Annotated in this window: 19 protein-coding genes and 4 tRNA genes; 13 read left to right on the plus strand and 10 right to left on the minus strand. The window is 60.5% G+C overall.

The genetic code is table 11. From position 1 onward, the window contains the following. Window positions 1–13: 13 nt before the first annotated feature. Window positions 14–667 (plus strand): HAD family phosphatase, encoded by a 654-nt coding sequence (locus tag HX790_RS01340; protein ID WP_017136371.1) that lies wholly within the window; start codon window positions 14–16, stop codon window positions 665–667. A gap of 136 nt (window positions 668–803) precedes the next feature. Here the strand turns inward: HX790_RS01340 and HX790_RS01345 are convergent, their stop codons facing one another. Then, window positions 804–1,766 (minus strand): zinc-binding dehydrogenase, encoded by a 963-nt coding sequence (locus HX790_RS01345; protein ID WP_169985809.1) that lies wholly within the window; start codon window positions 1,764–1,766, stop codon window positions 804–806. Between the two features lie 105 nt (window positions 1,767–1,871). Between HX790_RS01345 and HX790_RS01350 the strand changes: the two genes are divergently transcribed. Continuing rightward, the gene (locus HX790_RS01350; RefSeq protein ID WP_017136373.1) at window positions 1,872–3,986 is read left to right on the plus strand and encodes a carboxy terminal-processing peptidase; all 2,115 of its coding nucleotides are present in this window, start codon (window positions 1,872–1,874) and stop codon (window positions 3,984–3,986) included. 118 nt (window positions 3,987–4,104) lie between these two features. After that, window positions 4,105–5,868, plus strand: a complete 1,764-nt coding sequence (locus HX790_RS01355) for a bifunctional diguanylate cyclase/phosphodiesterase (RefSeq protein WP_176991153.1) — start codon at window positions 4,105–4,107, stop codon at window positions 5,866–5,868. On the opposite strand, the gene HX790_RS01360 is transcribed toward HX790_RS01355, so the two are convergent. From HX790_RS01360 to HX790_RS01375, 4 genes are all read right to left on the minus strand, one after another. Beyond that, window positions 5,865–6,236, minus strand: a complete 372-nt coding sequence (locus HX790_RS01360; RefSeq protein ID WP_005786715.1) for a hypothetical protein — start codon at window positions 6,234–6,236, stop codon at window positions 5,865–5,867. The two genes, HX790_RS01355 and HX790_RS01360, sit on opposite strands and share 4 nt — an antisense overlap. Next, the gene (locus HX790_RS01365) at window positions 6,233–6,571 is read right to left on the minus strand and encodes a helix-turn-helix transcriptional regulator (RefSeq protein WP_026013635.1); all 339 of its coding nucleotides are present in this window, start codon (window positions 6,569–6,571) and stop codon (window positions 6,233–6,235) included. Before HX790_RS01365 ends, HX790_RS01360 begins: the two co-directional genes overlap by 4 nt. A gap of 96 nt (window positions 6,572–6,667) precedes the next feature. After that, a complete protein-coding gene (locus HX790_RS01370; protein WP_017136376.1) occupies window positions 6,668–7,123 on the minus strand; it encodes a YkvA family protein in 456 nt (151 codons plus the stop codon). Window positions 7,124–7,518: 395 nt separating this feature from the next. Next, on the minus strand, window positions 7,519–8,259 hold the full coding sequence (locus HX790_RS01375; RefSeq protein ID WP_017136377.1) for an FKBP-type peptidyl-prolyl cis-trans isomerase: 741 nt from the start codon (window positions 8,257–8,259) through the stop codon (window positions 7,519–7,521). Window positions 8,260–8,517: 258 nt separating this feature from the next. On the opposite strand from HX790_RS01375, the gene HX790_RS01380 reads away from it, so the two are divergent. From HX790_RS01380 to HX790_RS01415, 8 genes are all read left to right on the plus strand, one after another. After that, window positions 8,518–10,329 (plus strand): di-heme-cytochrome C peroxidase, encoded by a 1,812-nt coding sequence (locus HX790_RS01380; protein ID WP_170040017.1) that lies wholly within the window; start codon window positions 8,518–8,520, stop codon window positions 10,327–10,329. Beyond that, window positions 10,326–11,489: a catalase family protein gene (locus HX790_RS01385; protein WP_138450455.1), complete on the plus strand. Its 1,164-nt coding sequence runs from the start codon at window positions 10,326–10,328 to the stop codon at window positions 11,487–11,489. The genes HX790_RS01380 and HX790_RS01385 overlap by 4 nt, the downstream gene beginning before the upstream one ends. Window positions 11,490–12,074: 585 nt before the next feature. Next, window positions 12,075–12,149, plus strand: a complete 75-nt coding sequence (gene kdpF, locus HX790_RS01390; RefSeq protein ID WP_256666301.1) for a K(+)-transporting ATPase subunit F — start codon at window positions 12,075–12,077, stop codon at window positions 12,147–12,149. Between the two features lie 107 nt (window positions 12,150–12,256). Continuing rightward, window positions 12,257–13,963, plus strand: coding sequence for a potassium-transporting ATPase subunit KdpA (gene kdpA / locus HX790_RS01395; protein WP_099547873.1), 1,707 nt, complete (start codon window positions 12,257–12,259; stop codon window positions 13,961–13,963). Between the two features lie 10 nt (window positions 13,964–13,973). Next, window positions 13,974–14,621 (plus strand): potassium-transporting ATPase subunit KdpC, encoded by a 648-nt coding sequence (gene kdpC, locus HX790_RS01400; RefSeq protein WP_099547872.1) that lies wholly within the window; start codon window positions 13,974–13,976, stop codon window positions 14,619–14,621. Between the two features lie 11 nt (window positions 14,622–14,632). After that, window positions 14,633–16,702, plus strand: coding sequence for a potassium-transporting ATPase subunit KdpB (gene kdpB / locus HX790_RS01405; RefSeq protein WP_176991154.1), 2,070 nt, complete (start codon window positions 14,633–14,635; stop codon window positions 16,700–16,702). Between the two features lie 122 nt (window positions 16,703–16,824). Then, complete coding sequence (locus HX790_RS01410) at window positions 16,825–19,476, plus strand: sensor histidine kinase KdpD (protein WP_176991155.1); 2,652 nt, start codon at window positions 16,825–16,827, stop codon at window positions 19,474–19,476. Then, window positions 19,473–20,165: a response regulator gene (locus HX790_RS01415; RefSeq protein ID WP_017136385.1), complete on the plus strand. Its 693-nt coding sequence runs from the start codon at window positions 19,473–19,475 to the stop codon at window positions 20,163–20,165. The genes HX790_RS01410 and HX790_RS01415 overlap by 4 nt, the downstream gene beginning before the upstream one ends. Here the strand turns inward: HX790_RS01415 and HX790_RS01420 are convergent. Next, window positions 20,125–21,048, minus strand: a complete 924-nt coding sequence (locus HX790_RS01420; RefSeq protein ID WP_169985802.1) for a LysR family transcriptional regulator — start codon at window positions 21,046–21,048, stop codon at window positions 20,125–20,127. The two genes, HX790_RS01415 and HX790_RS01420, sit on opposite strands and share 41 nt — an antisense overlap. Window positions 21,049–21,153: 105 nt before the next feature. Here HX790_RS01420 and HX790_RS01425 point away from each other — a divergent pair, with 105 nt between their 5' ends. Continuing rightward, complete coding sequence (locus HX790_RS01425; RefSeq protein ID WP_017136387.1) at window positions 21,154–22,656, plus strand: MFS transporter; 1,503 nt, start codon at window positions 21,154–21,156, stop codon at window positions 22,654–22,656. Between the two features lie 79 nt (window positions 22,657–22,735). Here the strand turns inward: HX790_RS01425 and HX790_RS01430 are convergent. The 4 genes from HX790_RS01430 to HX790_RS01445 form a co-directional block, all read right to left on the minus strand. Beyond that, a tRNA-Asp gene (locus HX790_RS01430) sits at window positions 22,736–22,812 on the minus strand. A gap of 19 nt (window positions 22,813–22,831) precedes the next feature. Then, window positions 22,832–22,907, minus strand: a tRNA-Val gene (locus HX790_RS01435). A gap of 373 nt (window positions 22,908–23,280) precedes the next feature. Continuing rightward, a tRNA-Asp gene (locus tag HX790_RS01440) sits at window positions 23,281–23,357 on the minus strand. A gap of 19 nt (window positions 23,358–23,376) precedes the next feature. Continuing rightward, window positions 23,377–23,452 (minus strand) — tRNA-Val (locus tag HX790_RS01445). A gap of 159 nt (window positions 23,453–23,611) precedes the next feature. Here HX790_RS01445 and rdgC point away from each other — a divergent pair. Continuing rightward, the gene (rdgC, locus tag HX790_RS01450; protein WP_003172886.1) at window positions 23,612–24,532 is read left to right on the plus strand and encodes a recombination-associated protein RdgC; all 921 of its coding nucleotides are present in this window, start codon (window positions 23,612–23,614) and stop codon (window positions 24,530–24,532) included. The last annotated feature ends 121 nt before the right edge of the window (window positions 24,533–24,653 follow it).

Below are 24,653 nucleotides of genomic sequence, written 5' to 3' on the forward strand. Positions count from 1 at the left end.
GAGAGCGTGACAGATGGCATTGGTAATTTTTGATCTGGACGACACCCTGATCCACGGCGACTGCGCCACCTTGTGGAGCGAACAGATGGGCCGCCTGGGCTGGGTTGACCCAGAGTCGTTCATGCGCCAGAACGACGAACTCATGGCCGCCTACAGCCGCGGCGAGCTGGCCATGGAAGACTTCATGGACTTCAGCCTGGAGCCGATGATCGGGCGCACGCCGGAAGAGATCGCGCATCTGGTCGAACCGTGGGTAGAAGGCATCATCGAGCCGCTGATCTACAGCGACGCCACCAAGACCATCGCCCGCCACCGCGCGAAGGGTGACCGGATCCTGGTGATCTCTGCCTCGGGCACGCACCTGGTCACGCCGATTGCGGCACGTATCGGGATTGATGAAGTGCTGGGCATTGACCTGGACCTCAGCCATGGTGTGTACAGCGGCAAGACCGTGGGTGTGCTGACTTACCGTGAAGGCAAGATCACGCGGTTGCTGGAATGGTTGAAGCAGGAAGGTGAAAGCCTGGAGGGCGCGTATTTCTACTCGGATTCGCGCAATGATTTGCCGCTGTTGCTGAAGGTGGATCATCCACAGGTGGTGAACCCGGATCCGGTGTTGCGCGAGCACGCTGAAAAGGCTGGCTGGCCGATTCATCATTGGGTCTGACAGTTTGAATTGAAACCCAATCAACGGTGGGAGCTGGCTTGCCTGCGATAGCGGTGTATCAGATGAAACATTCTTCATTGATGCACCGCTATCGCAGGCAAGCCAGCTCCCACAGTGGCTGTATTTCAACTTGAGATCAGATCAGGGTCTCGTCTATCACCAACACCAACTTGCCGGAAATCCGGTTGGTCGCCAGCTCAGCAAATGCTGCCTCGGCATCCTTGATCGCAAACGTCCTGGCCAGTTGCGGGCTCAGGCGACCTTCAACAAACAGCGGCCACACATGCTGGCTCAAGTCGCTGAACAGGTCGGCCTTGAACTGATCGCTGCGGCTGCGCAGGGTCGAGCCCAGCAGCTGGATGCGCTTGCCCAGCACCTGCGCCAGGTCCAGTTGCGCATCACGGCCGCCCATCAAGCCGATCAATACCCAACGCCCATCGAGGGCCAGCAGCTTCAGATCCATCGCCGCATAATTGCCGCCGACCGGGTCGAGGATCACGTCGAACGGCCCGAAATCGCGCAGCCCTTCAATGCCGTCGGTACGCACCACGCCGCCCTGGGCGCCGAGTGCTTCGCAGTAAGCCAGGCGTTCTGCCGAGCCGACGCTGACCCAGCACGGGCTGCCAAACGCCTTGCACAACTGGATCGCTGCCGAGCCCACGCCGCTGGCGCCGGCATGCAGCAAGACTTTTTCGCCGGGCTTGAGGCCCGCCAACTGGAACAGATTCAGCCACGCAGTGCCGTACACCTCGGGCAACGCCGCCGCTTCGGTCAACGTCAAACCTTCAGGCACCGACAGCACATGGCGGGCATCCACCACCACTTCCTCGGCCATGCCGCCCCCGGCCAGCAGCGCACAGACGCGGTCGCCGACTTGCCAGGAAGAACCCGCGCCTACCTCGCTGATCACCCCGGAACACTCCAGGCCCAGCACTTGGCTGGCGCCAGGAGGTGGCGGATAGAGCCCCGCACGTTGTAATAAATCGGCGCGATTAAGGCCCGCTGCCGCCACCCGAATGCGAACTTGGCCTACATCGCAAGTAGGACTGGGTTCTTCCATCCACTCCACATGACCTTCAACGCCTTGCAATGCTTTCACAGTGCCTCCATAGTGAGTCTGGACTGAGCCCGTAGCTGTAGCGCCGGGCTTTTTGCATTATGCGACCGGATCATATGGAACCGGCTCCCTCAAAGACGGCCTAATATGCGTTATCAATTGCCCCCGCGTCGAATCAGCATGAAGCATTTGTTCCCCAGTACCGCCCTCGCTTTTTTCATTGGTCTCGGCTTTGCGTCGATGTCGACCAATACGTTCGCAGCCAATAGCTGGGACAATCTTCAGCCTGATCGCGATGAGGTGATTGCCAGCCTTAACGTCGTCGAGTTGCTCAAGCGCCATCACTACAGCAAGCCGCCGCTGGACGACGCGCGCTCGGTGATCATCTACGACAGCTACCTCAAGCTGCTGGACCCGTCGCGCAGCTACTTCATGGCCAGCGATATCGCTGAGTTCGACAAGTGGAAGACCCAGTTCGACGACTTCCTCAAGAGCGGCGACCTGCAGCCTGCGTTCACCATCTACAAGCGCTACCTGGATCGCGTCAAAGCGCGTCTGGACTTCGCCTTGGGTGAGCTGAACAAAGGCGTCGACAAACTCGACTTCACTCAGAAGGAAACCCTTCTGGTGGATCGCAAGGACGCGCCTTGGCTGACCAGTACCGCCGCCCTCGACGACCTGTGGCGCAAACGCGTCAAGGACGAAGTGCTGCGCCTGAAGATCGCTGGCAAAGAGCCCAAGGCCATTCAAGAGCTGTTGACCAAGCGCTACAAGAATCAGTTGGCACGTCTGGATCAGACCCGCGCCGAAGATATCTTCCAGGCCTACATCAACACCTTCGCGATGTCCTACGACCCGCACACCAATTATCTGTCGCCAGATAACGCCGAGAACTTTGATATCAACATGAGTCTGTCGCTGGAAGGCATCGGTGCCGTCCTGCAAAGCGACAATGACCAGGTCAAGATCGTGCGTCTGGTGCCGGCAGGTCCGGCCGACAAGACCAAGCAGGTCGCACCGGCCGACAAGATCATCGGCGTCGCCCAGGGTGACAAAGAGATGGTCGACGTGGTCGGCTGGCGCCTGGACGAAGTGGTCAAGCTGATCCGTGGGCCGAAAGGCAGCGTGGTGCGCCTGGAAGTGATTCCGCACACCAATGCGCCGAACGACCAGACCAGCAAGATCGTGTCCATCACCCGTGAAGCGGTGAAGCTCGAAGACCAGGCCGTGCAGAAGCAAGTCCTCAACCTCAAGCAGGATGGCAAGGACTACAAACTGGGCGTGGTGGTGATTCCTGCGTTCTACCTGGACTTCAAAGCGTTCCGCGCCGGTGACCCGGACTACAAGTCCACCACCCGTGACGTGAAGAAAATCCTGACAGAACTGCAGAAAGAGAAAGTCGACGGCGTGGTCATTGACCTGCGCAACAACGGCGGCGGTTCCCTGCAGGAAGCCACCGAGCTGACCAGCCTGTTTATCGACAAAGGCCCAACCGTGTTGGTCCGCAACGCGGACGGCCGTGTCGACGTGCTCGAAGACGAGAACCCGGGCGCGTTCTACAAAGGCCCGATGGCGCTGCTGGTCAACCGCCTCTCGGCCTCGGCTTCGGAGATTTTCGCCGGCGCCATGCAGGACTACCACCGCGCGTTGATCGTTGGCGGCCAGACCTTCGGTAAAGGCACCGTGCAGACCATTCAGCCGCTGAACCATGGCGAACTGAAGCTGACCATTGCCAAGTTCTACCGGGTTTCCGGGCAGAGCACCCAGCACCAGGGCGTATTGCCGGATGTGGACTTCCCGTCGATCATCGACACCAAGGAAATCGGCGAAAGCGCGCTGCCTGAGGCGATGCCATGGGACACCATCCGCCCTGCGATCAAACCGGCTTCGGACCCGTTCAAGCCGTACCTGACGCAGTTGAAGGCTGACCACGAGACGCGCTCCGCCAAGGATGCCGAGTTCGTGTTTATCCGCGACAAACTGGCCCTGGCCAAGAAGCTGATGGAAGAAAAAACCGTCAGCCTCAACGAAGTCGATCGTCGTGCGCAGCACACCAGCATCGAAAATCAGCAGCTTGTACTGGAAAACGCTCGCCGCAAGGCCAAAGGCGAAGACCCGCTCAAAGAACTGAAGAAAGAAGATGAAGATGCGCTGCCGGCCGAGCCGGAAAAAACCAAGCCGGAAGACGACGCCTATCTGTCCGAGACAGGCCGGGTTCTGCTGGACTACCTGAAAATCAGCAAGCAGGTGGCCAAGCAGTAAATGATGGCAATTTAATGTGAGCGCTCCACGGAGTGTCATCATATAGACATCATTCTGTCGTGAAATAAAGGGACCGCTGGCGTTAGCCTGCGGTCCTTTTTTTTCGATCGAGATCGCCATGACCATGACCGAACAGCTGAATGCATTGGGCTCAATCCTGGCTCAAGGCAGTTTACACAGCCTGTTCCAACCGATCATTTGCCTGTCCGAGCGACGAATCCTCGGCTACGAAGCGCTCAGCCGTGGCCCGTCCAATAGCCCCTTGCACTCCCCCGTCGCCCTGTTCAGCGTGGCCAGCCATGCCGGGCGCCTCAGCGAACTGGAAATGGCCTGCCGCGAAAGTGCCTGCCGACGCTTCAGCGAGCAAAAGTTGCCGGGCAAGCTGTTCCTGAACATCTCGCCGGAGTCCTTGATGGAGACAGCGCATCAACCGGGCCGCACCTTGCAGTTGTTGCGCGACTTCGGCATCCCGCCGAGCCAGGTGGTGATCGAACTCACCGAGCAAACGCCCACCGACGACTTCGACCTGCTGCAAACCGCGCTGCATCATTACCGCGACATGGGTTTTGCCATCGCTCTGGATGACTTGGGCGCCGGGTATTCCAGCCTGCGTTTATGGTCTGAGCTGCGCCCGGACTACGTGAAAATCGACCGGCACTTTATCGACGGTATCCATCAGGATGCGCTCAAGCGCGAGTTCGTCGGCTCCATCCTGCAAATCGCCAAGGCATCCCGCGCCCAGGTGATTGCCGAAGGTATCGAGCTGCCGGAGGAGTTGGCGGTGTTGACGGAAATGGGCGTTGACCTGGTCCAGGGCTACCTGCTTTGCCGCCCCCAGGAACAACCGCCCCAGGAAGCGCGGTTGATGTTGCCCAAGCAGGACCACACCAACATCACCCTCAACGAAGAAGGCAGCGACCTCAGCGCCTTGCTCAACGAGCAACCGGCGGTGGATCAGGACACCGCCACCGCCCAGGTGCTCGAATCCTTCCGCCGTCAGGCCAACCTCAACTCGCTGGCCGTGCTGGATGGGCGCGGTCACCCGGTCGGCATCGTGCACCGGCATTCGTTGTCGGATGCGCTGCTCAAACCGTTCGCCACCGACCTGTTCGCGCGCAAACCCATCAGCCGCTTGATGAGCGATGACTTCCTGGCGGTGGAGTTGAGCCAGTCCCTGCAACAGGTCAGCCGCCTGCTCACCAGCCGCGCGCGGCAACGGATCGAGGAAGACTTCATCATCACCCTCAACGGTGACTACCTGGGCCTGGGTCGGGTGATCGATGTGCTCAAGTTGATCACCGAGCTGAAGATCCAGCAGGCACGCTATGCCAACCCACTGACGCTGCTGCCGGGCAATGTGCCGATCCAGCAATGCCTGACGCGGTTGCTGCAGCAACAACGCGAGTCGGTGATCTGCTACGTGGATATCGACAGCTTCAAGCCGTTCAACGATATCTACGGCTACGGGCGTGGGGATGAGGTGTTGTTGTGCCTGGCGCAGTGCCTGAACGATCGGGTTGACCCTAGCCGCGATTTTGTCGGGCATATCGGCGGTGATGATTTTTTGCTGGTGCTCGGCCCGCAGGATTGGCGCAAGCGGCTCAACCAGTTACTGGATGACTTCCACACCCAATGCCGACGCTTCTATCGTGCCGAGCACTTGGACGCCGGTTGCTTCGTGGCCTTGAACCGTCAGGGCGTGCGTCAGGAATTCGCTTTGCTGTCGTTGTCGATCGGCGTGGTGCATTTATATCCACAGGCCGGTGCACAACTGGATGCCAGCCAGTTAGCGGAGCTGGCCTCGCAAGCCAAGCACCACGCCAAAGACATCGCCGGCTACAGCATCCATGTGATCGACAGCATGGACAACCTGCCCGCTTAGGCCTCGGCGGACTCCGGGTACTCGTACTCGAACACCCGCACCACTTCCGAAGCATGCCAGGACGCAGCAGCCACACCATCGGACGGCCCGCTGAAACGCCCCAGGCGCTCCACACACTCAAAGAAACCGGTACGCGGCAAGCGGCTGGCGCCCTGGCTGATCACCAGGGAGCTGCGCAACGGCTGCTCGGCCTTGGCGTCCAACGCGGCCAGGTGCTCAAGGGCAGCGGCCAGGGTTTGCATGGCCGGCGTGGGAAATTGCAGGCGCTCCAGCAGCGCGCGGTAGGTGAGCAAATGGCGCTGGCGGCGCGCCTGGTCCAGTTCGTTGAGTAACCCATCCCAGTGTTGACGACTGATTCGTAGACTCAAGATTCATCCCTCCAACCTGCAACGCCCAATTCCCAGGCCAGGCTGCGGCGGATGGCGGCATCCGGCTGGCGTTCACCACTTTCAATCAATCCGAGGTACGAAGGGCTGATGCCCACGGTGCGGGCCAGGCTTTCAATAGCCAAGCCCTTGGCCTCACGCAGGCCGCGCAGGTCCGCGAGCGGGCGTAAAGCCTGATCGGGCGCGACCTGAGCGGTAGAAGAAGGAGTGGCGACAGGCTGTTGCTGACCGGCTGCTTTTAGTAGCGCCTGGTACTGGTCCCATGGCAGCACCGCATACTCGGGTGCGCCATCGCGTGAAATTATCTGAATATCCATGACTGCCCCGTAGGATAACAACACTTACTAAGTAAGTTCTTTCCTTAGAAGTGTAATCCTAACAGCCACAAAGGTCGCAGGGGGATATAAGCGTGTTCAGTTTTTTTGCGGGTTTTCCTGGGCCAACAGCGCAGGCGTCGCAGGCAGCCGCTCAACCACCGCGAGTTTTTCCGGGCGCTGGGCGTCGCGCCAGGCGCGAAACGCGCTCAGTTCGCCGTCCAGGGTCTTCATGACCCATGCCAGCACGGCAATGTCATCGAGCATGCCGAACACCGGGATAAAGTCCGGGATCGCGTCAATCGGGCTGAGGAAGTACATCAGCCCCGCCACTACCGAGATCAGCGCCTTGGGGCTTATGGCGCGATACTCACCGCGCCAGTAAGCCAGGCACAAGGCCTGGAGCAATTTGAGATCATCCTTGAGTTTACCCAGCCGATTGCCCTGGCTTGAGCCTTTGGCGGCCACGGCGAACAGCAGGGTCGGCAACCGGCCACGACCAAGCAAGCGTGCGGCCATGGGCAGGAAACGGGTGAAATTGAAGGGTGGTTTCATCGGTCACTCCAGTTCCAGGCGACATAAAAGGTTATCCACACAAATTGTGGATAACCTTGTGAACAGAGCCTGTTTTATCGGCTGAAAGCCGCGATTTACAAGGCTTGCAGTCAGATCGGGCGTTTTTTGCGCACATAAAAAAAACCCAAGAATTCATTGACTTGGCATTGATGTGCGGCTACCCGTGCTCGAGTCTTATATCAGACTGTGACAGTTTCCAGGGGTTCGGTCGGATTTGCGATCCTTACCACGCTCTGGGTGGGAATGCCGCCCCAAGGCACATGTGACGCAGAGCGTCACCGGATGTGTTCCCACGCAGAGCGTGGGAACAATCATGCAAACGCCAGAAACAACAACGCCCCGTAAAAACGGGGCGTTGTGTGTTCAGGTGCCGATTACTTCTTGGCAGCTGGCGCCGCAGGTGCGTCAGGGGCTTCAGCCTTGGCTGGGTCCTTGATGGCCAGCAGTTCCAGGTCGAATACCAGCACGGAGTTGGCTGGAATCGCCGGGCTCGGGCTCTGTGCGCCGTAGGCCAGGTCGGACGGGATGTACAACTCGACCTTCTCGCCCACGTGCATCAGTTGCAGGCCTTCGACCCAACCCGGGATCACGCCGCTGACCGGCAGGTCAATCGGGCTGCCGCGATCTACGGAGCTGTCAAAGGTGGTGCCGTTGGTGAGCTTGCCGGTGTAGTGAACAGTCACTACGTCGGTCGGCTTAGGCTGAGCGCCGTCGGCCTTCTTCACGATCTTGTATTGCAGACCGGAAGCGGTAGTGACTACGCCGTCTTTCTTGGCGTTGTCTTCGAGGAATTTCTTGCCGGCGGCTGCCGACTCTTCGCTCATTTTGGTCATGCGTTCTTCAGCACGCTTTTGCAGTGCGGCAAACGCTTCAACCAGTTCGTCGTCCTTCAGCTTCTGTTCTTTCTTGCCGACGGCATCTTCGATGCCTTGGGCTACCGCTTTGGAGTCCAGGTCATCCATGCCTTCTTGAGCAAGGCTTTTGCCCATGTTCAGGCCGATGCCGTAGGAAGCTTTCTGCGCCGGGGTTTTCAGCTCTACGCTGGTCTGCGAATCACAACCCGCAAGTACCAGGCTAACCAGGGCCACCGCCGCCGCCAACCGATGCTGTTTCATGCTATTTCCTTGTTCGTGCGCCAAAAGGGCATTCGAGTAAAGTCGCGAGCTTATCAGGCGGCCACGACCAATGGCTACCGGCATGTGAGCAGGAAACTTCTGATAAGTTCACGTGTTTAAAAGCATTTTCATTCATTATGGAGGCCCGCGAAGGATCGCGGGACCATTCGCAACCAGGCTGCTGGCCACTTGCCGCACCTGTGACGCAATGGCATAAGAACGCTACAACTCGACAAGGCCGAGACAAGGATAGCCATCTTGCGCATTTTTTCCCGTGTTTTACTTCTGATATTGCTCGCCCTGGGTTTGCTGCTGGGCGTGGTCCTCTATTACACCCTCAACCCCAAGCTGCCGGACTACGTGCCCGTGGAGCAGGTGCACTATCAGCAACAATGGAGCGAAGCCGATCGCCAGACCTACTACTTCACGCCCCAGGGCACCCAGGTAAAAGGCCTGCATTACGACTGGTTCACCGCCCTCGAACTGCCCTTTTCGGACCGGCGTTTTGCCACACCCGACTACCTCGCGCGCTTCGGCTTTCTGGTCGATCCCAAGCAGGTGCCCAGCGCACAAAACCCCGGCAACCTGCCGGTGGGTTTCGCCCGGCACCAGAACGCCGGCAGCCAGGTGCAGTACCTGGACATCACCTGCGCCGCCTGCCACACCGGCGAGCTGCACTTCAAAAACCAGGCGCTGCGCATCGACGGCGGTTCGGCCCAGCATGTGCTGCCGTCCAGCGTACCGACCCTGCGCGGAGGCAGCTTCGGCCAGGCGCTGGTGGCCAGCCTCGCCGCCACCTATTACCTGCCCTGGAAGTTCGATCGCTTCGCCCACAACGTGCTCGGCCACGACTATGACGATCACAACAAGCAACAACTGCGTCAGGACTTCAAGCAGTCGCTGAACCAGTTCCTTAAAGTTGCCTGGAACGACACGCACCGTGGCCTCTACCCCACCGAAGAAGGCCCGGGCCGCACTGACGCATTTGGCCGCATCGCCAATGCCAGCTTCGGCGACGCTATCTCGCCGGCTAACTACCGGGTCGCCAATGCGCCGGTGGACTACCCGCACCTGTGGGATATCTGGACCTTCGACTGGGTGCAATGGAACGGTTCGGCCCAGCAGCCCATGGCACGTAACATCGGCGAGGCCTTGGGCGTGGGTGCGACCCTGGCCTTTTTCGACGCGGCCGGCCAACCCCTCCAGGGCGATGCCCGTTACCCTTCCAGCGTGCGCGTGCGCGACCTCAACCGGATCGAAGAAACCCTGCAACGCCTCAAGCCGCCGACCTGGCCGCAAGACCTGTTCGGCGCCATCGACAAGCCCCTCGCCGCCCAAGGCCGCGCGCTGTTCGCCGAGAACTGCGCCGGTTGCCATGTGCCTGCAGTCACGCAGGAAAACGGCCGCCCGGTGCAGCAACTGAAGATGTTGCCCGTGGACTACATCGGTACCGACCCAGGCACGGCCAATAACATCGCCGACCAGCGCTATGACCTCAGCGCCCTGCAGTGGGACCCGGAGGAACTGGCCAGGCTCAATGTCGAGCTGCACCCCACGCCCACCGCACCGCTGGACCTGCACAACCTGTCGGTGGCCCAAGGCCTGGCCTACGTCACTGCCTTCGTCGAAGCACACGCCTACCGCGCCGCCGGTGTAACCCCGGCCGAACGCCCAGGCCTGGATGGTTTTGGCCTGCCCATCGGTGTGCGTGAATTGCGCGCCTATAAGGCCCGACCGCTGGCCGGCGTATGGGCCACACCACCATTCCTGCACAACGGCTCGGTGCCGACGATCTATCAATTGCTCTCGCCCCAGGACGAGCGCAGCACCACCTTCTACAAAGGCACGTTCAATTACGACCCGCGTCACCTGGGCTTTGAAACGGGTGCGTTCAAAAACGCCTTTTTGTTCGATACCAAAATAACCGGCAACCACAACAGCGGTCACGAATTCCGTGATGGCAAACGTGGCAATGGCGTGATCGGCCGTGGCTTGCTGCCGCAGGAACGCTGGGCGCTGCTGGAATACCTCAAAGTGCTGGGCGGCCCGCTGGAGCAACCACTGCCATGATTATCCGATCTCAATACAACCAACGTTCGCTGCTCGCACGCCTCTGGCTACGCCTGGGCGCCTTTCTCGGTAAAACCCTGCTGTGGCTGTTGGGTTTGGGGCTGCTGGGCTGGCTGTTCGCCACGGCCTGGTTCGCCTGGCAACACAGCGGCCCGGTGTCGCCGGATGAACAGATCCCGCCCGGCGAAACAGCCATGACCCAAGGCATCATCCAGACGGCAGTGCGCATCGTCGATCAGCATCGCGAAGGCACGCGCTACCTGCGTGACGCGCATGCCAAGGCCCACGGCTGCGTTAAGTCCGAAGTCAGCGTGCTGACGGACCTCGACCCGGCGCTGCGCCAAGGCGTATTCGCTGAACCTGGCAAGACCTGGCAGGCGCAGATGCGCCTGTCCAACGGCAACGCCTACCCGCAGTTCGACAGCATCCGCGATGCGCGAGGCATGGCGATCAAGCTGCTGGATGTGCCAGGCAAACAGTTGATGGCCGACCAACAAACGCGCACCGAACAAGACTTTGTGATGTTCAGCCACCCGAACTTTTTTGTCAGTGATGTGGCCGAATACGCGCAGAACATCGGTGCCCAGGCTGACGGCAAAAAGGTGTTGGCGTTCTTCCCTAAAGCCGACCCGCGCAGTTGGCAAGTGCGCCACCTGTTTATCGCCCTGGCCACCCTGGCGCCCGCTCCGGCGAGCCCGACGCAGACGACGTACTTTTCGGTTTCCCCCTACAAATTTGGCGCGGCAAATGCCAAGTTTCGTGTAGCACCCGACCCGCAGAGTTGCCCGGAATATGTGTTGCCCAAGCAGAATCAGGACCTGCCGAACTTTCTGCGCAGCGCACTGAACCAGCAACTGTCCACCGACCGTGTACCGGCGTGTTTTGTGTTGCAGATTCAGCGGCAAAATCCGCAGAAATTCATGCCGATCGAAGACACCAGCATCGAATGGAAGGAAAGTGATGCGCCCTATGAGACAGTGGCCAAGGTGCGGATTCCTGCGCAGGACTTTGATACGCCCGCGTTGAATCTTGCCTGTGATAACCAGTCGTTCAACCCGTGGTTCGGGCTGGAGGCGCATCGGCCGATTGGTGGGATCAACCGGTTGCGCAAGGCGGTGTATGAGGCGGTGAGCGACTATCGGCATAGTCGGAATTTGTGAGGTTATGATCGTTCCCACGCTCCGCGTGGGAATGCCGTCTTGGACGCTCTGCGTCCGCAGTTAAGGGGCGTGACGCGGAGCGTCACAGGATGCATTCCCACGCAAAGCGTGGGAACGATCGAACAGAAAAGCCAATCACCGTAAAGAATCCGTATAAATCCGAAGTTCCCCATAACGATTACGTCGCCTCTATTGAACAACTAAGCCCTAAACTCTACCGTCACTTCCTACCTCCAAAACCCGTAGGAAGTCATCGTGGAAAGTTCAACTTTAGGCATGGTCGTCCTGTCAATGATTGCGCTCTTCGGCACCGCCGCGTTTTGCTTCGAACACCTCGCCACCCGCAGCGAGAAGAAAAAGAAAGCCAAATAAGCTGGTCAACGAAATCAGCAGAACCCCAGACTTTCAAGGGATCAGCCACCCGCGGGCTATCCCTTGTTTTCGTGTGCCCAGCCTAAAATCTTCTATATACCGTCTTAATACCGCCCGCCGTAATCAGTGCCCGAGCTTGATACAAGAGCGCCTAACCTCCCCGGCTTACTCAACAAGGGGAGTTACACCGTGCTGACACTAACGTTCATTTATGTGGCCAGCGGCGTTTGCGCCGTGGGGCTGTTCGCTTACTTGGGCTATGCCCTCATTCGCGCCGAAAAGTTCTAGGGAGCCCGCCATGTACGACGTGATGTTTATGGGCCTCTCCCTGGTGTTTTTTGTTGCGACTGCCATGGCCATTGTCGCCATGGGCAAGCTTTGAACGGAGCCACGACATGCTAAGCACTTTGCTGGAATTTGCGCTGGTCCTGGGGTTGATGACCGCGCTTGCCGTGCTCATGGGCAAGTGGCTGACCCGGGTATTCACCGGGAACCGCCATGCCCTGCCGGAACGTTTTACCTACCGCCTGCTGGGCATCAACCCATTGGAAACCATGAGCTGGGGCCGCTACGGTTCAGCGCTGTTGCTGTCGAACGCGGCGATGATGCTGCTGGGCTACAGCATCCTGCGCCTGCAGGCGGTAACGCCGATCAACCCCCTGGGGTTGGCTGCGCAAACCCCGGACCTGGCGTTCAACACCGCCGTGTCCTTTATCACCAACACCAACTGGCAGGCGTATTCGGGCGAAACCAGCCTGTCGAACTTCAGCCAGATGGCGGTCATTACCTTTTTGATGTTTGTCGGTGCCACCTCCGGCGTGGTGGCGGCCGCCGGTTTTATACGTGGCTTGAGCCGCTCAAGCGCGGCCGATATCGGCAATTTCTGGGTCGACTTCACCCGCACCCTCTACCGCGTGATGCTGCCGCTGTGCGTGGGCATGGCGCTGGTGTATGTATGGCAAGGCATGCCGCAAACCTTAGCCTCCCAAGCCCTGGCGACAACATTGGAAGGCGCGCAACAACAGCTGATCGTCGGCGCGGTTGCGAGCTTTGAATCGATCAAGCACATCGGCACCAACGGCGGCGGTTTCTTCAGCATGAACGCCGCGCACCCGTTCGAAAACCCGACGCCGCTGACCAACATCCTGCACATCCTCAGCATGCTGTTGATCCCCTCGGCGCTGACCTACACCTTTGGCAGCATGCTGTTGCAACGTCGTCAGGGCTGGGTGTTTTTCGGCACCTTCCTGGTGATGTTTATCGGCTTTCTTGCGCTTGTGTATGGCGCCGAGCAAACCGGCAACCCGTTGCTGACCCAGGCCGGCGCCAACCAGGTGCTGTCGATCGAGCAAAGCGGCGGCAACATGGAAGGCAAGGAACTGCGTTTCGGCATTGCCGACAGCAGCTTGTTTATCGCCACCACCACGGCAGCCACCACCGGCTCGGTCAATACCATGCACGACTCGCTGACGCCCATGGGCGGCTTCGTGCCCCTGGCGCAGATGATGCTCAACTGCGTGTTCGGCGGTGACGGCGTGGGCTTTATCAACCTGATCCAGTACGCGCTGCTCACGGTGTTTCTGGTGGGCATGATGATCGGCCGCAGCCCGGAATTTCTTGGCAAGAAAATCGAGGCCCGCGAGATGAAACTGGTGATGCTCTCGGTGCTCGCGCACCCGGTCAGTATCCTGGGTTTCACCGCCCTCGCCGCCCTGTGGCCAGACACCCTGGCCAGTCTCAACAACCTTGGCCCGCACGGTTTCAGCGAGGTGCTGTACGCCTACACCTCCGGCACCGCCAACAACGGTTCGGCGTTCGCCGGGCTGAATGCCAATACACCGTTTTTTAACACCACCATTGGCCTTGCGATGCTGATCGGGCGCTTCTTCACGATGCTGCCGATGCTCGCCGTGGCCGGTTCCCTGGCGATGAAAAAAACCGTGCCGGCCGGCGCAGGCACCATTCCTACCGCGACCCCGCTGTTCATGTTGCTCGTGGTGTTCGTGGTGCTGGTGGTCGGTGGCCTGACCTTCTTGCCCGCGCTCGCGCTTGGCCCGCTGGTGGAGCAACTGCAGTTGCTGTCCGGCCAGACCTACAACTAAGGACATGTTGATGACCACTCAATCGATCTTCAAAGGGCTGCTGCGCCCGGTGCTGGTGTCGGCGGTGTTTTTCATGCTGCTGACCGGGCTGGCTTACCCGGCGTTCACCACCGTGGCCGCGCAATGGCTGTTCCCGTTTCAGGCTCAAGGTTCGCTGATTGAACGCGATGGGCGGGTGATCGGCTCGGTGCTGATCGGCCAGAATTTCACCAAGCCGGAGTACTTCCAGGGCCGCCCCAGCATGACCCTCGGCGCTGATCCGCAAGACCCGAGCAAAAGCGTGCCGCAGCCCTACAACGCAGGCGCAAGCGGCGCCAGCAACCTCGGCCCCACCAGCCAAAAACTGCTCGACCAGGTGGCTGCCCGCGCCAAAGCCTATCGCCAGGATAACGGCCTGGCCGCTGACGCCCCGGTGCCGGTGGACGCAGTCACCGCCTCAGCCTCTGGCCTCGACCCGCATATCTCGGTGGCCAACGCCCGGCTGCAGTTGGCACGGGTGGCGCGCTTGCGGCACATCGCCGAACCCGAACTGCTGCAACTGCTCAACGACCACACCGCCGCACGCACCTTCGGCCTGCTCGGCGAGCCCCGGGTGAATGTGCTGCAACTCAACGTGGCGCTGGATGCGCGTCAGCCCTCTATTGCGCTCAGTGAGTAAGAGATTCCTTCATGAAAAATGCTCGTTTACCTCTGTTTGACCGGCGCATCGTGCTGACTGCCGGCGTCGATGCACTGAAGAAATTGCTGCCCCAGGCCCAGTGGAAAAACCCGGTGATGTTCGTGGTGTACCTGGGCAGCATTCTCACCACCTTGCTGTGGTTCCAGTCCCTGGGCGGCAAGGGTGAAGCGCCCAGCGGTTTTATCCTCAGCATCACCTTGTGGCTGTGGTTTACCGTGCTGTTCGCCAACTTCGCCGAAGCCCTGGCCGAAGGGCGCAGCCGTGCCCAGGCCGCGAGCCTGCGTGGCATGAAACGCCAGACCCTGGCCAAATTGCTGCAGCAACCGCGCCACGGCGCAGCGTGGCTGCCGTTGGAGGCGAGCCTGCTGCGCAAGGACAACGTAGTGTTGATCGAAGCCGGTGATCTGGTGCCGCTCGACGGCGTGGTGATTGAAGGCGTGGCGTCGGTGGATGAAAGCGCAATTACCGGCGAATCGGCGCCGGTGATTCGCGAGGCCGGTGGCGACTTTTCGTCGGTCACCGGCGGCACGCGGGTGCTGTCGGACTGGCTGGTGGTGCGCATCAGCGTCAACCCCGGCGAATCGTTCCTGGACCGCATGATCTCGATGGTCGAATCGGCCAAGCGCCAGAAGACGCCGAATGAAGTCGCGCTGACGATTCTGCTGGTGGGCCTGACCCTGTTATTCCTGCTGGTGATCGCCACGCTGAGCCCCTACTCGATCTTCGCCGTGGCCATGAGCGGCAATGGCAGCGTGATCAGCGCCACGGTGTTGGTGGCGTTGCTGGTGTGCCTGATCCCCACCACCATCGGCGGCCTGCTCTCGGCCATCGGCGTGGCGGGCATGAGCCGCATGATGTCGGCCAATGTGATTGCCACCTCCGGCCGTGCCGTCGAGGCGGCGGGTGATGTCGACGTGTTGCTGCTGGACAAGACCGGCACCATCACCTTGGGCAATCGCCAGGCAAGCAGCTTTTTGCCGGCACCCGGCGTGAAGGAAGCCGAACTGGCTGACGCCGCGCAACTCGCCTCACTGGCAGACGAAACCCCGGAAGGCCGCAGCATTGTGGTACTGGCCAAGCAAAAATTCGACATCCGTGCGCGGGACATCAACGCCCTGGGCGCACGCTTTGTGCACTTCACCGCGCAAACCCGCATGAGCGGCGTCGACCTGGCCGAAGGCCGGGCGATTCGCAAAGGCGCGGCGGATGCGATTCGCAGCCATATCGAAACCCTGGGCGGGAGTTTCCCGGCGGCATTGCAGGCCAAGGTCGATGAAGTCTCGCGGCGCGGCAGCACACCGCTGGTGGTCAGCGACGGTGCCAAGGCCTTGGGCGTGGTTGAGCTTAAGGACGTGGTGAAAGGCGGCATCAAGGAGCGCTTCGCCGAGTTGCGGCGCATGGGCATCAAGACCGTGATGATCACCGGCGACAACCGCCTGACCGCCGCTGCGATTGCGGTGGAAGCCGGTGTCGATGACTTCCTCGCCGAAGCCCGCCCGGAAGACAAGCTGCAACTGATCCGCGACTACCAGGCCCAGGGCAAGCTGGTAGCCATGACCGGCGACGGCACCAACGACGCACCTGCGCTGGCCCAGGCCGACGTGGCCGTGGCGATGAACAGCGGCACCCAGGCGGCCAAAGAGGCCGGCAACATGGTCGACCTCGACAGCAACCCGACCAAGCTGATCGAAGTGGTCGAGGTCGGCAAACAGATGCTCATGACCCGTGGCGCGCTCACCACGTTCAGCGTGGCCAATGATGTAGCCAAGTACTTCGCAATCATCCCGGCGGCGTTTGTCGCCACCTACCCACAGCTGGGCGCCTTGAACGTGATGCACCTGAGCAGCCCCAATTCGGCAATTTTGAGCGCGGTGATTTTTAACGCGCTGATCATTGTCGCGTTGATTCCGCTGGCCTTGCGCGGTGTGAAGTACCGGGCCATCGGCGCGGCGGCGTTGCTTAACCGCAACCTGTTGATCTACGGCCTGGGCGGCGTGCTGGTGCCGTTTGCGGGGATCAAGGTGATCGACATGCTGCTGAGTGGATTGGGCTTGGTGTAACACCACAAACCCAATGTGGGAGCTGGCTTTTTGGGGGTGCTTCGCACCCCAGCGCAAGCAAGCTTGCTCGCCACAACAAGCCAGCTCCCACAGTTAATCGTGTTGTATTCAACAGGAAGAACATGCCCGCACTCAACCACGAACGCCCCGACCCCGACGCCTTGCTCGCGCGGGTACAGCTCGAAGAACAGGCCGCCTTGCGCGGCAAATTGCGTATTTACTTCGGCTCAAATGCCGGGGTGGGCAAGACCTGCGCCATGCTCGCGGCGGCGCAACGCGAAGTCGCCCTGGGCCGTGATGTGCTTGCCGGCGTAGTAGAAACCCACGGCCGCACGGAGACTGCCGAGCGGCTCGACGGCCTGGAGCAACTGCCCCGCGCTGCCTTGCTGCACCACGATTTTGCGCTCAGCGAATTCGACCTCGACGCCGCGTTGCGCAGGCAGCCCGCCGTATTGCTGGTGGACGAGCTGGCCCACAGCAACGCGCCTGGCTCGCGGCATCCCAAACGCTGGCAAGACGTTGAAGAACTGCTCAGCGCCGGTATCGATGTATGGACCACGCTCAACGTCCAGCACCTGGAAAGCCTGAATGATCTGGTCAGCGGCATCATCGGCATTCGCGTGCGCGAAACCGTACCGGACCACGTGTTTGATAACGCCCATGACGTGGTGGTGATCGACCTGCCGCCCGACGATTTGCTGCAACGCTTGAAGGACGGCAAGGTCTATCTCGGCCCGCAAGCGGAGCGCGCCGCACAGCATTTTTTCCGCAAGGGCAACCTGTTGGCCCTGCGCGAGCTGGCGCTGCGGCGTACGGCGGATCGGGTCGACGCGCAAATGCGCGTGTACCGTCGCGAACAGTCGATCAAAGCCTTGTGGCCAGCCCGCGAACGCTTGCTGGTGGGTGTAGCGGGCGACGCCGGTGATGAACGTCTGGTGCGCGAAGCTGCACGATTGGCGCAAAAGCTCGAAGCTGACTGGATCGTCGTGCATGTCGCAACGGCCCAAGGCAACGGCGCCAAGCGTTACCTCACGGCGATGAAAACCCTGAGCCTGGCCAGCGAATTCGGCGCTGATACCGCGACGCTGCCGGGCATGGACGTGGCTGAAGCCCTAGCCGCCTGCGCCCGCGAACACAACGCCAATCGCCTGGTGCTCGGCCATCATCCGCGCCAGGCGTGGCGCTTCTGGCATCAGTCGGTCAGCGACCGGATCAGCCGACATCACCCGCAGATCGATCAGATCGTGATCGCTCACAGCGTCTTGCCCGGGCCTGCGCCTACCCTCGAAAAACCCTCGCTGCCCCCCGGCCGCGCCTTGGCCTACCTGTGGGCCACGCTTGCCTGTTTCAGTGCCAGCGCCGTCGCTGCATTGCTGCTGCAAGTGTTCGACCTGGCCAACGTGGTCATGCTGTTTTTGCTCACCGTGGTGCTGGTGGCCTTGCGTTATGGGCGCGGCCCCGGTGTGTGGGCGGCAATGCTGGCGGTGCTGTGTTTCGACTTCTTTTTCGTACAGCCGCGCTACTCGTTCACCGTCAATGACACTCAGTATTTCTTCACCTTTGCGCTGATGCTCGGCATTGCCTTGATCACCGGGCAACTCACCGCCCGCCTGCGCCATGAAGCACGCACGGCGGCCGCGCGCGAACGGCGCGCTACCTCTTTGGCGCGGCTGGCTCGCGACTTGTCGGCGGCACTGACCGTAGAGCACATCAGCGAAGTCGCGCTGCGCACCTTCAGTGGCGTGTTCGAAGCACGGGTCGGCCTGGCGTTGCCGGACGCCGCCGATGGCGTGCACAGCGTGAGTGCCAGCGGCTTGCCGATTGACGAAAGCATCGCCCAATGGACTTACGACCATGGCCAAGCCGCAGGTCATGGCACCGACACCTTGTCAGCAGCCAAAGGTTGTTACTTACCGCTCAAAGCGCCGATGCGCGTGCGCGGCGTGCTGGTACTGGAACTGGCCCAGAGCGAGCGCCTGAACGACCCGCAGGAGCGCCGTCTGCTGGAAGCCTGCATGAGCCAATTGGCGATTGCGCTGGAGCGCGTGCATTTCGTCGAAGTGGCGCAAAGCACGCTTGTGCAGATGGAAGGCGAGAAGATGCGCAACACCCTGCTCGCCGCTATTTCCCACGACTTGCGCACGCCCCTGACCACCCTGATCGGCGCCGCCGACACCGCCCTGCCCCATGCCCCGCCAGGTCCGCTGACCGAATTGCTGCACGGCATCCATGAACAAGCTACATCGATGCAGCGGCTGATCGAAAACCTGCTGGACATGGCGCGCATGCAAGAGCGCGGCGTGCGCCTGAACCGGCAGTGGCATTCGCTGGAAGAAATCCTCGGCAGCGCCCTGCGCCAGTTGCGTGAGCCGTTGGCACACCACCGCGTGCAAACCCTGTTGGATTCACAGTTGCCGCTGGTGGATATCGACGCCCTGCTGATCGAGCGGGTGCTGGTCAACCTGCTGGATAACGCCGCCAAATACACGCCGGCGGGCACCCTCATTACCGTCACTGGCAGCAAAGTTTCGGACAGCATCGTGCTGGAAGTCAGCGACAACGGCCCGGGCAAGGCTCCCGCCAACCTGTTCGAACCTTTCGCACGTGGCCAGCAGGAATCTTCCGTCACGGGCATCGGCCTGGGCCTGGCGCTGGCCAAACGCATCGTTGAAGCCCATGGCGGGCATATCCACACCCACCCGCTTGAGACGTGCGGCATGCACTTCATCATCACCTTACCGGCCGGCACCCCGCCGGCCATGGAAAACCTATGAGCACTGCACGCATTTTGATTGTTGAAGACGAAGCCAATATCCGCCGCTTTGTCGGGATCGCCCTGCAAGATGAAGGCTTTCAGGTGTTCGAAGCCGACAGCGTCAAACGTGCGCTGATTCATGCCGCCAGCCGTCAACCGGACCTGGTGATCGTCGACCTCGGCTTGCCCGATGGCGATGGCAAGCAACTGATCAGTGAGTTGCGTGGTTGGCTGGCGGTGCCGATTCTGGTGTTGTCGGCGCGTGATCGCGAAGAAGAGAAAGTCGCCGCTTTGGACGCAGGGGCCGATGATTACCTGACCAAGCCGTTCGGCGTGCCCGAATTGCTCGCTCGCATCCGCGCACAACTGCGCCGGCACGGGCAGACGGGCGCTGTGGCGGCGACCAGCAAGGTGGCGTTTGGCGAAATTGAAGTCGACCTGTCGACCCACGAAGTGTGGCGCCAGAGCCAGCCGGTGCACCTCACACCCATCGAGTACCGCCTGCTCTGCGCAATGATTCGCGGCCAGAGCCGGGTGCTGACACATCGGCAGTTATTGCTCGAAGTGTGGGGGCTGGACTACGTCGACCGCCCGCACTATCTGCGTGTACACATGGCGCACTTGCGGCAAAAGCTGGAGGCGGATCCGGCGCAGCCACAGCATTTTATTACCGAGTTGCAGGTGGGGTATCGTTTGATGGGGCTGTGAACAGGCGTTCAGCAACAAAGTCCACAAACACCCGGATCTTTGGCGACAGGTGCCGGCTGGAAGGCCACAGCGCCCAGAATTGGCCTTGGTCATCAGAGTGCCCGTCCAACACGGTTTCCAACTGCGCCTGGGCCAGCGCCTCACGGGCCAGGAAGTCCGGCACGTAAGCGATGCCATGGCCATCGATTGCGGCCCGAAGCATCGCTTCCATATTGTTCAACGTCAGCGCCGTGGGCAGCCGTAATTGGGTGATCGCCGGGTTGGCGGATAAGGTCCACTCCATGATTTTGCCGGTGGTGGCGAAGCGATAACGCAGGCATTGGTGGCGCTCAAGGTCACTGAGGGTTGCTGGCCGACCGTTCGCACGCAGGTACTCAGGCGATGCACACAACACAAAGCGAAATGGCCCGAGTCGGCGCGCCATCAAGGTCGAATCGGCCAGACCGCCGCTGCGGATCACCACGTCGAAGCCTTCCTCGATCACATCCACCAGGTGGTCGTTGAAATCCAGCTCCAACTCAATTTCCGGGTAGGCCCGCCTGAAGGCGACCATATGCGCAAATAGAAACCTGTAACCGATGGTGGGCAGGCTGACCCGCAACTTGCCGCGGGGGGCCTGCATGGCATGGGAGAGCATGGCGCGGGCGTCCTGCAGGTCATCGAGAATTTTCCGACAGCGCTCGTAGAACAACTGGCCTTCAGCAGTCAGGCTGACTTTGCGCGTGCTGCGGTGCAACAACCGCACATTCAACGACGCTTCCAGCTTGACCACATTTTTGCCCACCGCCGAGGCGGAAATGCCCATCGCCCGCGCCGCGCCTGTGAAGCTGAGCGCTTCAGCGGTTTTCACGAAGGCGATAACACCGCTGAGATTGTCGCTCATACCAATGCATCCAATTTGTCCGTTATGTGTGGAATGTAGGCCCATTTATCCGCCATTACATCCTGATTAGAGTCTTTATCTTTACAGGTCCACAGGAATCTCCCGATGAACACAGCCGACTCCGCCCATGGCCGCTATGCCATTCTTGCCGCGATCTGCCTGGCGGCTCTGGTGTTGCCCATGAGCTTTACCGGTGGCGCCGTAGCGACGCCCTTTATCGGCCACGCATTTGCTGCGCACCCCACACAGTTGGCGTGGATCACCAACGCGTTCATGCTTAGTTTCGGCAGCCTGCTGATGGCCGCCGGCACCCTTGCCGATCGGTATGGTCGCAAGCGTTTGTTCCTGTGGGGCATGGCGCTGTTTACAGGTGTCTCGCTGCTGCTGACCGTGGCGCCGGGCATACTCTGGCTGGATGTACTGCGCGGTGTACAGGGTGTTGCGGCGGCTACCGCATTGGCCAGCGGCTGCGCAGCGTTGGCGCAGGAGTTCGACGGCCATGCCAGGACACGCGCCTTCAGCTTGCTGGGCACCACCTTTGGCGCAGGCCTGGCTTTCGGGCCGCTGCTGTCTGGGTGGCTGATTGAACTGTGGGGCTGGCGTGCGATTTTCTTCACCACCGCATTGCTGGCGGGCCTGTCGTTGCTGTGCGCCGCACCCACAATGCGAGAGAGCCGCGACCCGCAAGCGCTGCAGTTGGACCTGCCTGGCGTACTGACGTTTTCGGCAATGCTGGTGAGCTTGACCACGGCGATCATTCTCGCGCCGCAGTTGGGTTGGGCTTCGGTGACGACCGGTTGTCTGCTTGCGGCGGCTGCGGCTTTCTTGCTGGTGTTTATCCTGGTTGAACAGCGTGCGAGCCAACCGATGCTGGATCTGCGCCTGTTTCGCTTTGCGCGTTTTATCGGCGTGCAATTGTTGCCGATTGGCACCTGCTACTGCTACATCGTGCTGGTGGTGTTGCTGCCGCTGCGGTTTATTGGGGTCGAAGGCGCCAGCGCGTCAGAGGCGGGCTTGATGATGCTGGCGCTGTCTGCGCCGATGCTGGTGGTGCCGTTACTGGCCGCAACGCTGACACGCTGGCTGTCGGCGGGGCTGTTGTGTGCCCTTGGCCTGTTGATCGCGGCGTCGGGGTTGTATGGGCTGAGCCTGGCCCAGCCCGGCCAGCCATTGCCGACTGTCGTGGCAATGTTGGTGATCGGGATGGGGACGGGCTTGCCGTGGGGCTTGATGGATGGCCTGGCGATCAGCGTGGTGCCCACAGAGCGTGCGGGCATGGCCGCAGGCATTTTCAATACGACCCGGGTTGCCAGTGAAGGTGTGGCGCTGGCCATCACCGTGGCGGTGTTGAGTGCGCTGGTTGCCCATCATCTGCCCGCAGACAGTTCGCAGGACATTGCTGGGGTTGCCCAGCAGTTGGTCATGGGCGACACCCGTGCAAACCTCCCGCTGGAATTGCTGCGCACGGCCTACCTCGCGGGCTTCAATACGTTGCTGCAATGGCTGGCCGGGCTCACCCTGTTTACGGCGGTGGTGGTGTTTGTGTTTCTGAGCCGACGTGAGATTGCACCCGCGCCTGTGGCGCTCGCCGCCGAAGCGCAAAGCTGAATCGCAGGCAAAAAAAAGCCCGCTCAATGAGCGGGCTTCTTGTGGTGACCTGGCGTTCAGTGTTCCAGGTTACCGAATATGGCGCAGCGGACGGGACTCGAACCCGCGACCCCCGGCGTGACAGGCCGGTATTCTAACCGACTGAACTACCGCTGCGCGTAACACTTGAAACGAATGGTGGGTGATGACGGGATCGAACCGCCGACATTCTGCTTGTAAGGCAGACGCTCTCCCAGCTGAGCTAATCACCCTTCGCTTCGGTGTGGGCGGCATAATACACCAAAAATCTGCAATGTCTTGATTTAAATGCAATTTATTTAAAATAATTTCTCTGGTGTCCTCCGCGCCCCGGAAAACGGGGCCTCAAGCCCCAAATGTGAGTCTATTGCGTTTATACGTTGCTTGGCGGCACTGTTAAAAACCATTATCAATGACACCTGAGCCGCGCAACGTGATGGTGACAACGCGTTGGGATTTCTGATCAGCCCATAAAAAAACGCCGCCAATCATCGGAAATGATCGGCGGCGTTTTTTTGGTTTTACAAACCCCGGACAGCAAAAAGCCCGCTCAATGAGCGGGCTTTCTGTGGTGACCTGGCGTTCAGTGTTCCAGGTTACCGAATATGGCGCAGCGGACGGGACTCGAACCCGCGACCCCCGGCGTGACAGGCCGGTATTCTAACCGACTGAACTACCGCTGCGCGTAACACTTGAAACGAATGGTGGGTGATGACGGGATCGAACCGCCGACATTCTGCTTGTAAGGCAGACGCTCTCCCAGCTGAGCTAATCACCCTTCGCTTCGGTGTGGCGCGCATTCTACGGAGCGACCTTAAGTCTGGCAAGCACTTTCTTAAATCTTTTTTTTCAGCCCTTCCAATGGCTTAGGCAGGGTTGGCCTCAGCCCGGATCAAGAGAATAATGCCCCCCTTTGTATAAAGGAGAGACTCACCCCATGTGGTTCAAGAACCTGCTTATCTATCGCCTGACCCAAGATCTGCCTGTTGATGCCGAGGCGTTGGAAGCGGCCATGGCCACCAAACTGGCGCGCCCGTGTGCAAGCCAGGAGTTGACCACTTACGGTTTCGTCGCACCTTTTGGTAAAGGTGAAGACGCTCCCCTGGTGCATGTCAGCGGTGACTTCCTGCTGATCGCTGCACGCAAGGAAGAACGCATCCTGCCGGGTAGCGTGGTGCGTGACGCGCTTAAAGAGAAAGTCGAAGAGATCGAGGCCGAGCAAATGCGCAAGGTCTATAAGAAGGAACGCGACCAGATCAAGGATGAAATCATCCAGGCCTTCCTGCCGCGCGCCTTTATCCGTCGCTCGTCGACTTTCGCCGCCATTGCGCCGAAACAGGGCCTGATCCTGGTCAACTCGGCGAGCCCGAAACGCGCCGAAGACCTGCTGTCGACCCTGCGCGAAGTAATCGGCACCCTGCCGGTACGCCCGCTGACGGTTAAAACCGCACCAACGGCGATCATGACCGACTGGGTCACCACGCAGAAGCCGGCCGATGACTTCTTCGTCCTCGACGAATGCGAACTGCGCGACACCCACGAAGACGGCGGCATCGTGCGCTGCAAGCGCCAGGACCTGACCGGCGAAGAGATCCAACTGCACCTGACTACCGGCAAAGTCGTGACGCAATTGTCCCTGGCCTGGCAGGACAAGTTGTCCTTCATGCTCGACGACAAAATGACCGTCAAGCGCCTGAAGTTCGAAGACCTGCTGCAAGACCAGGCTGAACAGGACGGCGGCGACGAGGCATTGGGCCAGCTGGATGCCAGCTTTACCCTGATGATGCTGACGTTTGGTGAGTTCCTGCCGGCGTTGGTTGAGGCACTGGGCGGCGAAGAAACCCCGCAGGGCATCTAAGCCATGTGAAGATCAAAATGTGGGAGCTGGCTTGTGTGGGAGCTGGCTTGCCTGCGATAGCATCAACTCGATCCAGCTGAAGACCGAGGTGCCTGCATCGCGGGCAAGCCCGGCTCCCACA

This window comes from Pseudomonas sp. IPO3747 (genome assembly GCF_013385245.1).
Lineage (GTDB): Bacteria > Pseudomonadota > Gammaproteobacteria > Pseudomonadales > Pseudomonadaceae > Aquipseudomonas > Aquipseudomonas edaphica.

Bases quoted from the DNA above. Each gene is read 5' to 3' on its own strand.
- rdgC (WP_003172886.1), top strand. From the start codon at position 23,612: ATGTGGTTCAAGAACCTGCTTATCTATCGCCTGACCCAAGATCTGCCT.
- HX790_RS01425 (WP_017136387.1), top strand. From the start codon at position 21,154: ATGAACACAGCCGACTCCGCCCATGGCCGCTATGCCATTCTTGCCGCG.
- HX790_RS01370 (WP_017136376.1), bottom strand. From the start codon at position 7,123: ATGAAACCACCCTTCAATTTCACCCGTTTCCTGCCCATGGCCGCACGC.
- HX790_RS01365 (WP_026013635.1), bottom strand. From the start codon at position 6,571: ATGGATATTCAGATAATTTCACGCGATGGCGCACCCGAGTATGCGGTG.
- HX790_RS01415 (WP_017136385.1), top strand. From the start codon at position 19,473: ATGAGCACTGCACGCATTTTGATTGTTGAAGACGAAGCCAATATCCGC.
- HX790_RS01350 (WP_017136373.1), top strand. From the start codon at position 1,872: ATGCGTTATCAATTGCCCCCGCGTCGAATCAGCATGAAGCATTTGTTC.
- kdpC (WP_099547872.1), top strand. From the start codon at position 13,974: ATGACCACTCAATCGATCTTCAAAGGGCTGCTGCGCCCGGTGCTGGTG.
- kdpA (WP_099547873.1), top strand. From the start codon at position 12,257: ATGCTAAGCACTTTGCTGGAATTTGCGCTGGTCCTGGGGTTGATGACC.
- HX790_RS01420 (WP_169985802.1), bottom strand. From the start codon at position 21,048: ATGAGCGACAATCTCAGCGGTGTTATCGCCTTCGTGAAAACCGCTGAA.
- kdpB (WP_176991154.1), top strand. From the start codon at position 14,633: ATGAAAAATGCTCGTTTACCTCTGTTTGACCGGCGCATCGTGCTGACT.
- HX790_RS01385 (WP_138450455.1), top strand. From the start codon at position 10,326: ATGATTATCCGATCTCAATACAACCAACGTTCGCTGCTCGCACGCCTC.
- HX790_RS01355 (WP_176991153.1), top strand. From the start codon at position 4,105: ATGACCATGACCGAACAGCTGAATGCATTGGGCTCAATCCTGGCTCAA.
- HX790_RS01375 (WP_017136377.1), bottom strand. From the start codon at position 8,259: ATGAAACAGCATCGGTTGGCGGCGGCGGTGGCCCTGGTTAGCCTGGTA.
- HX790_RS01410 (WP_176991155.1), top strand. From the start codon at position 16,825: ATGCCCGCACTCAACCACGAACGCCCCGACCCCGACGCCTTGCTCGCG.
- HX790_RS01340 (WP_017136371.1), top strand. From the start codon at position 14: ATGGCATTGGTAATTTTTGATCTGGACGACACCCTGATCCACGGCGAC.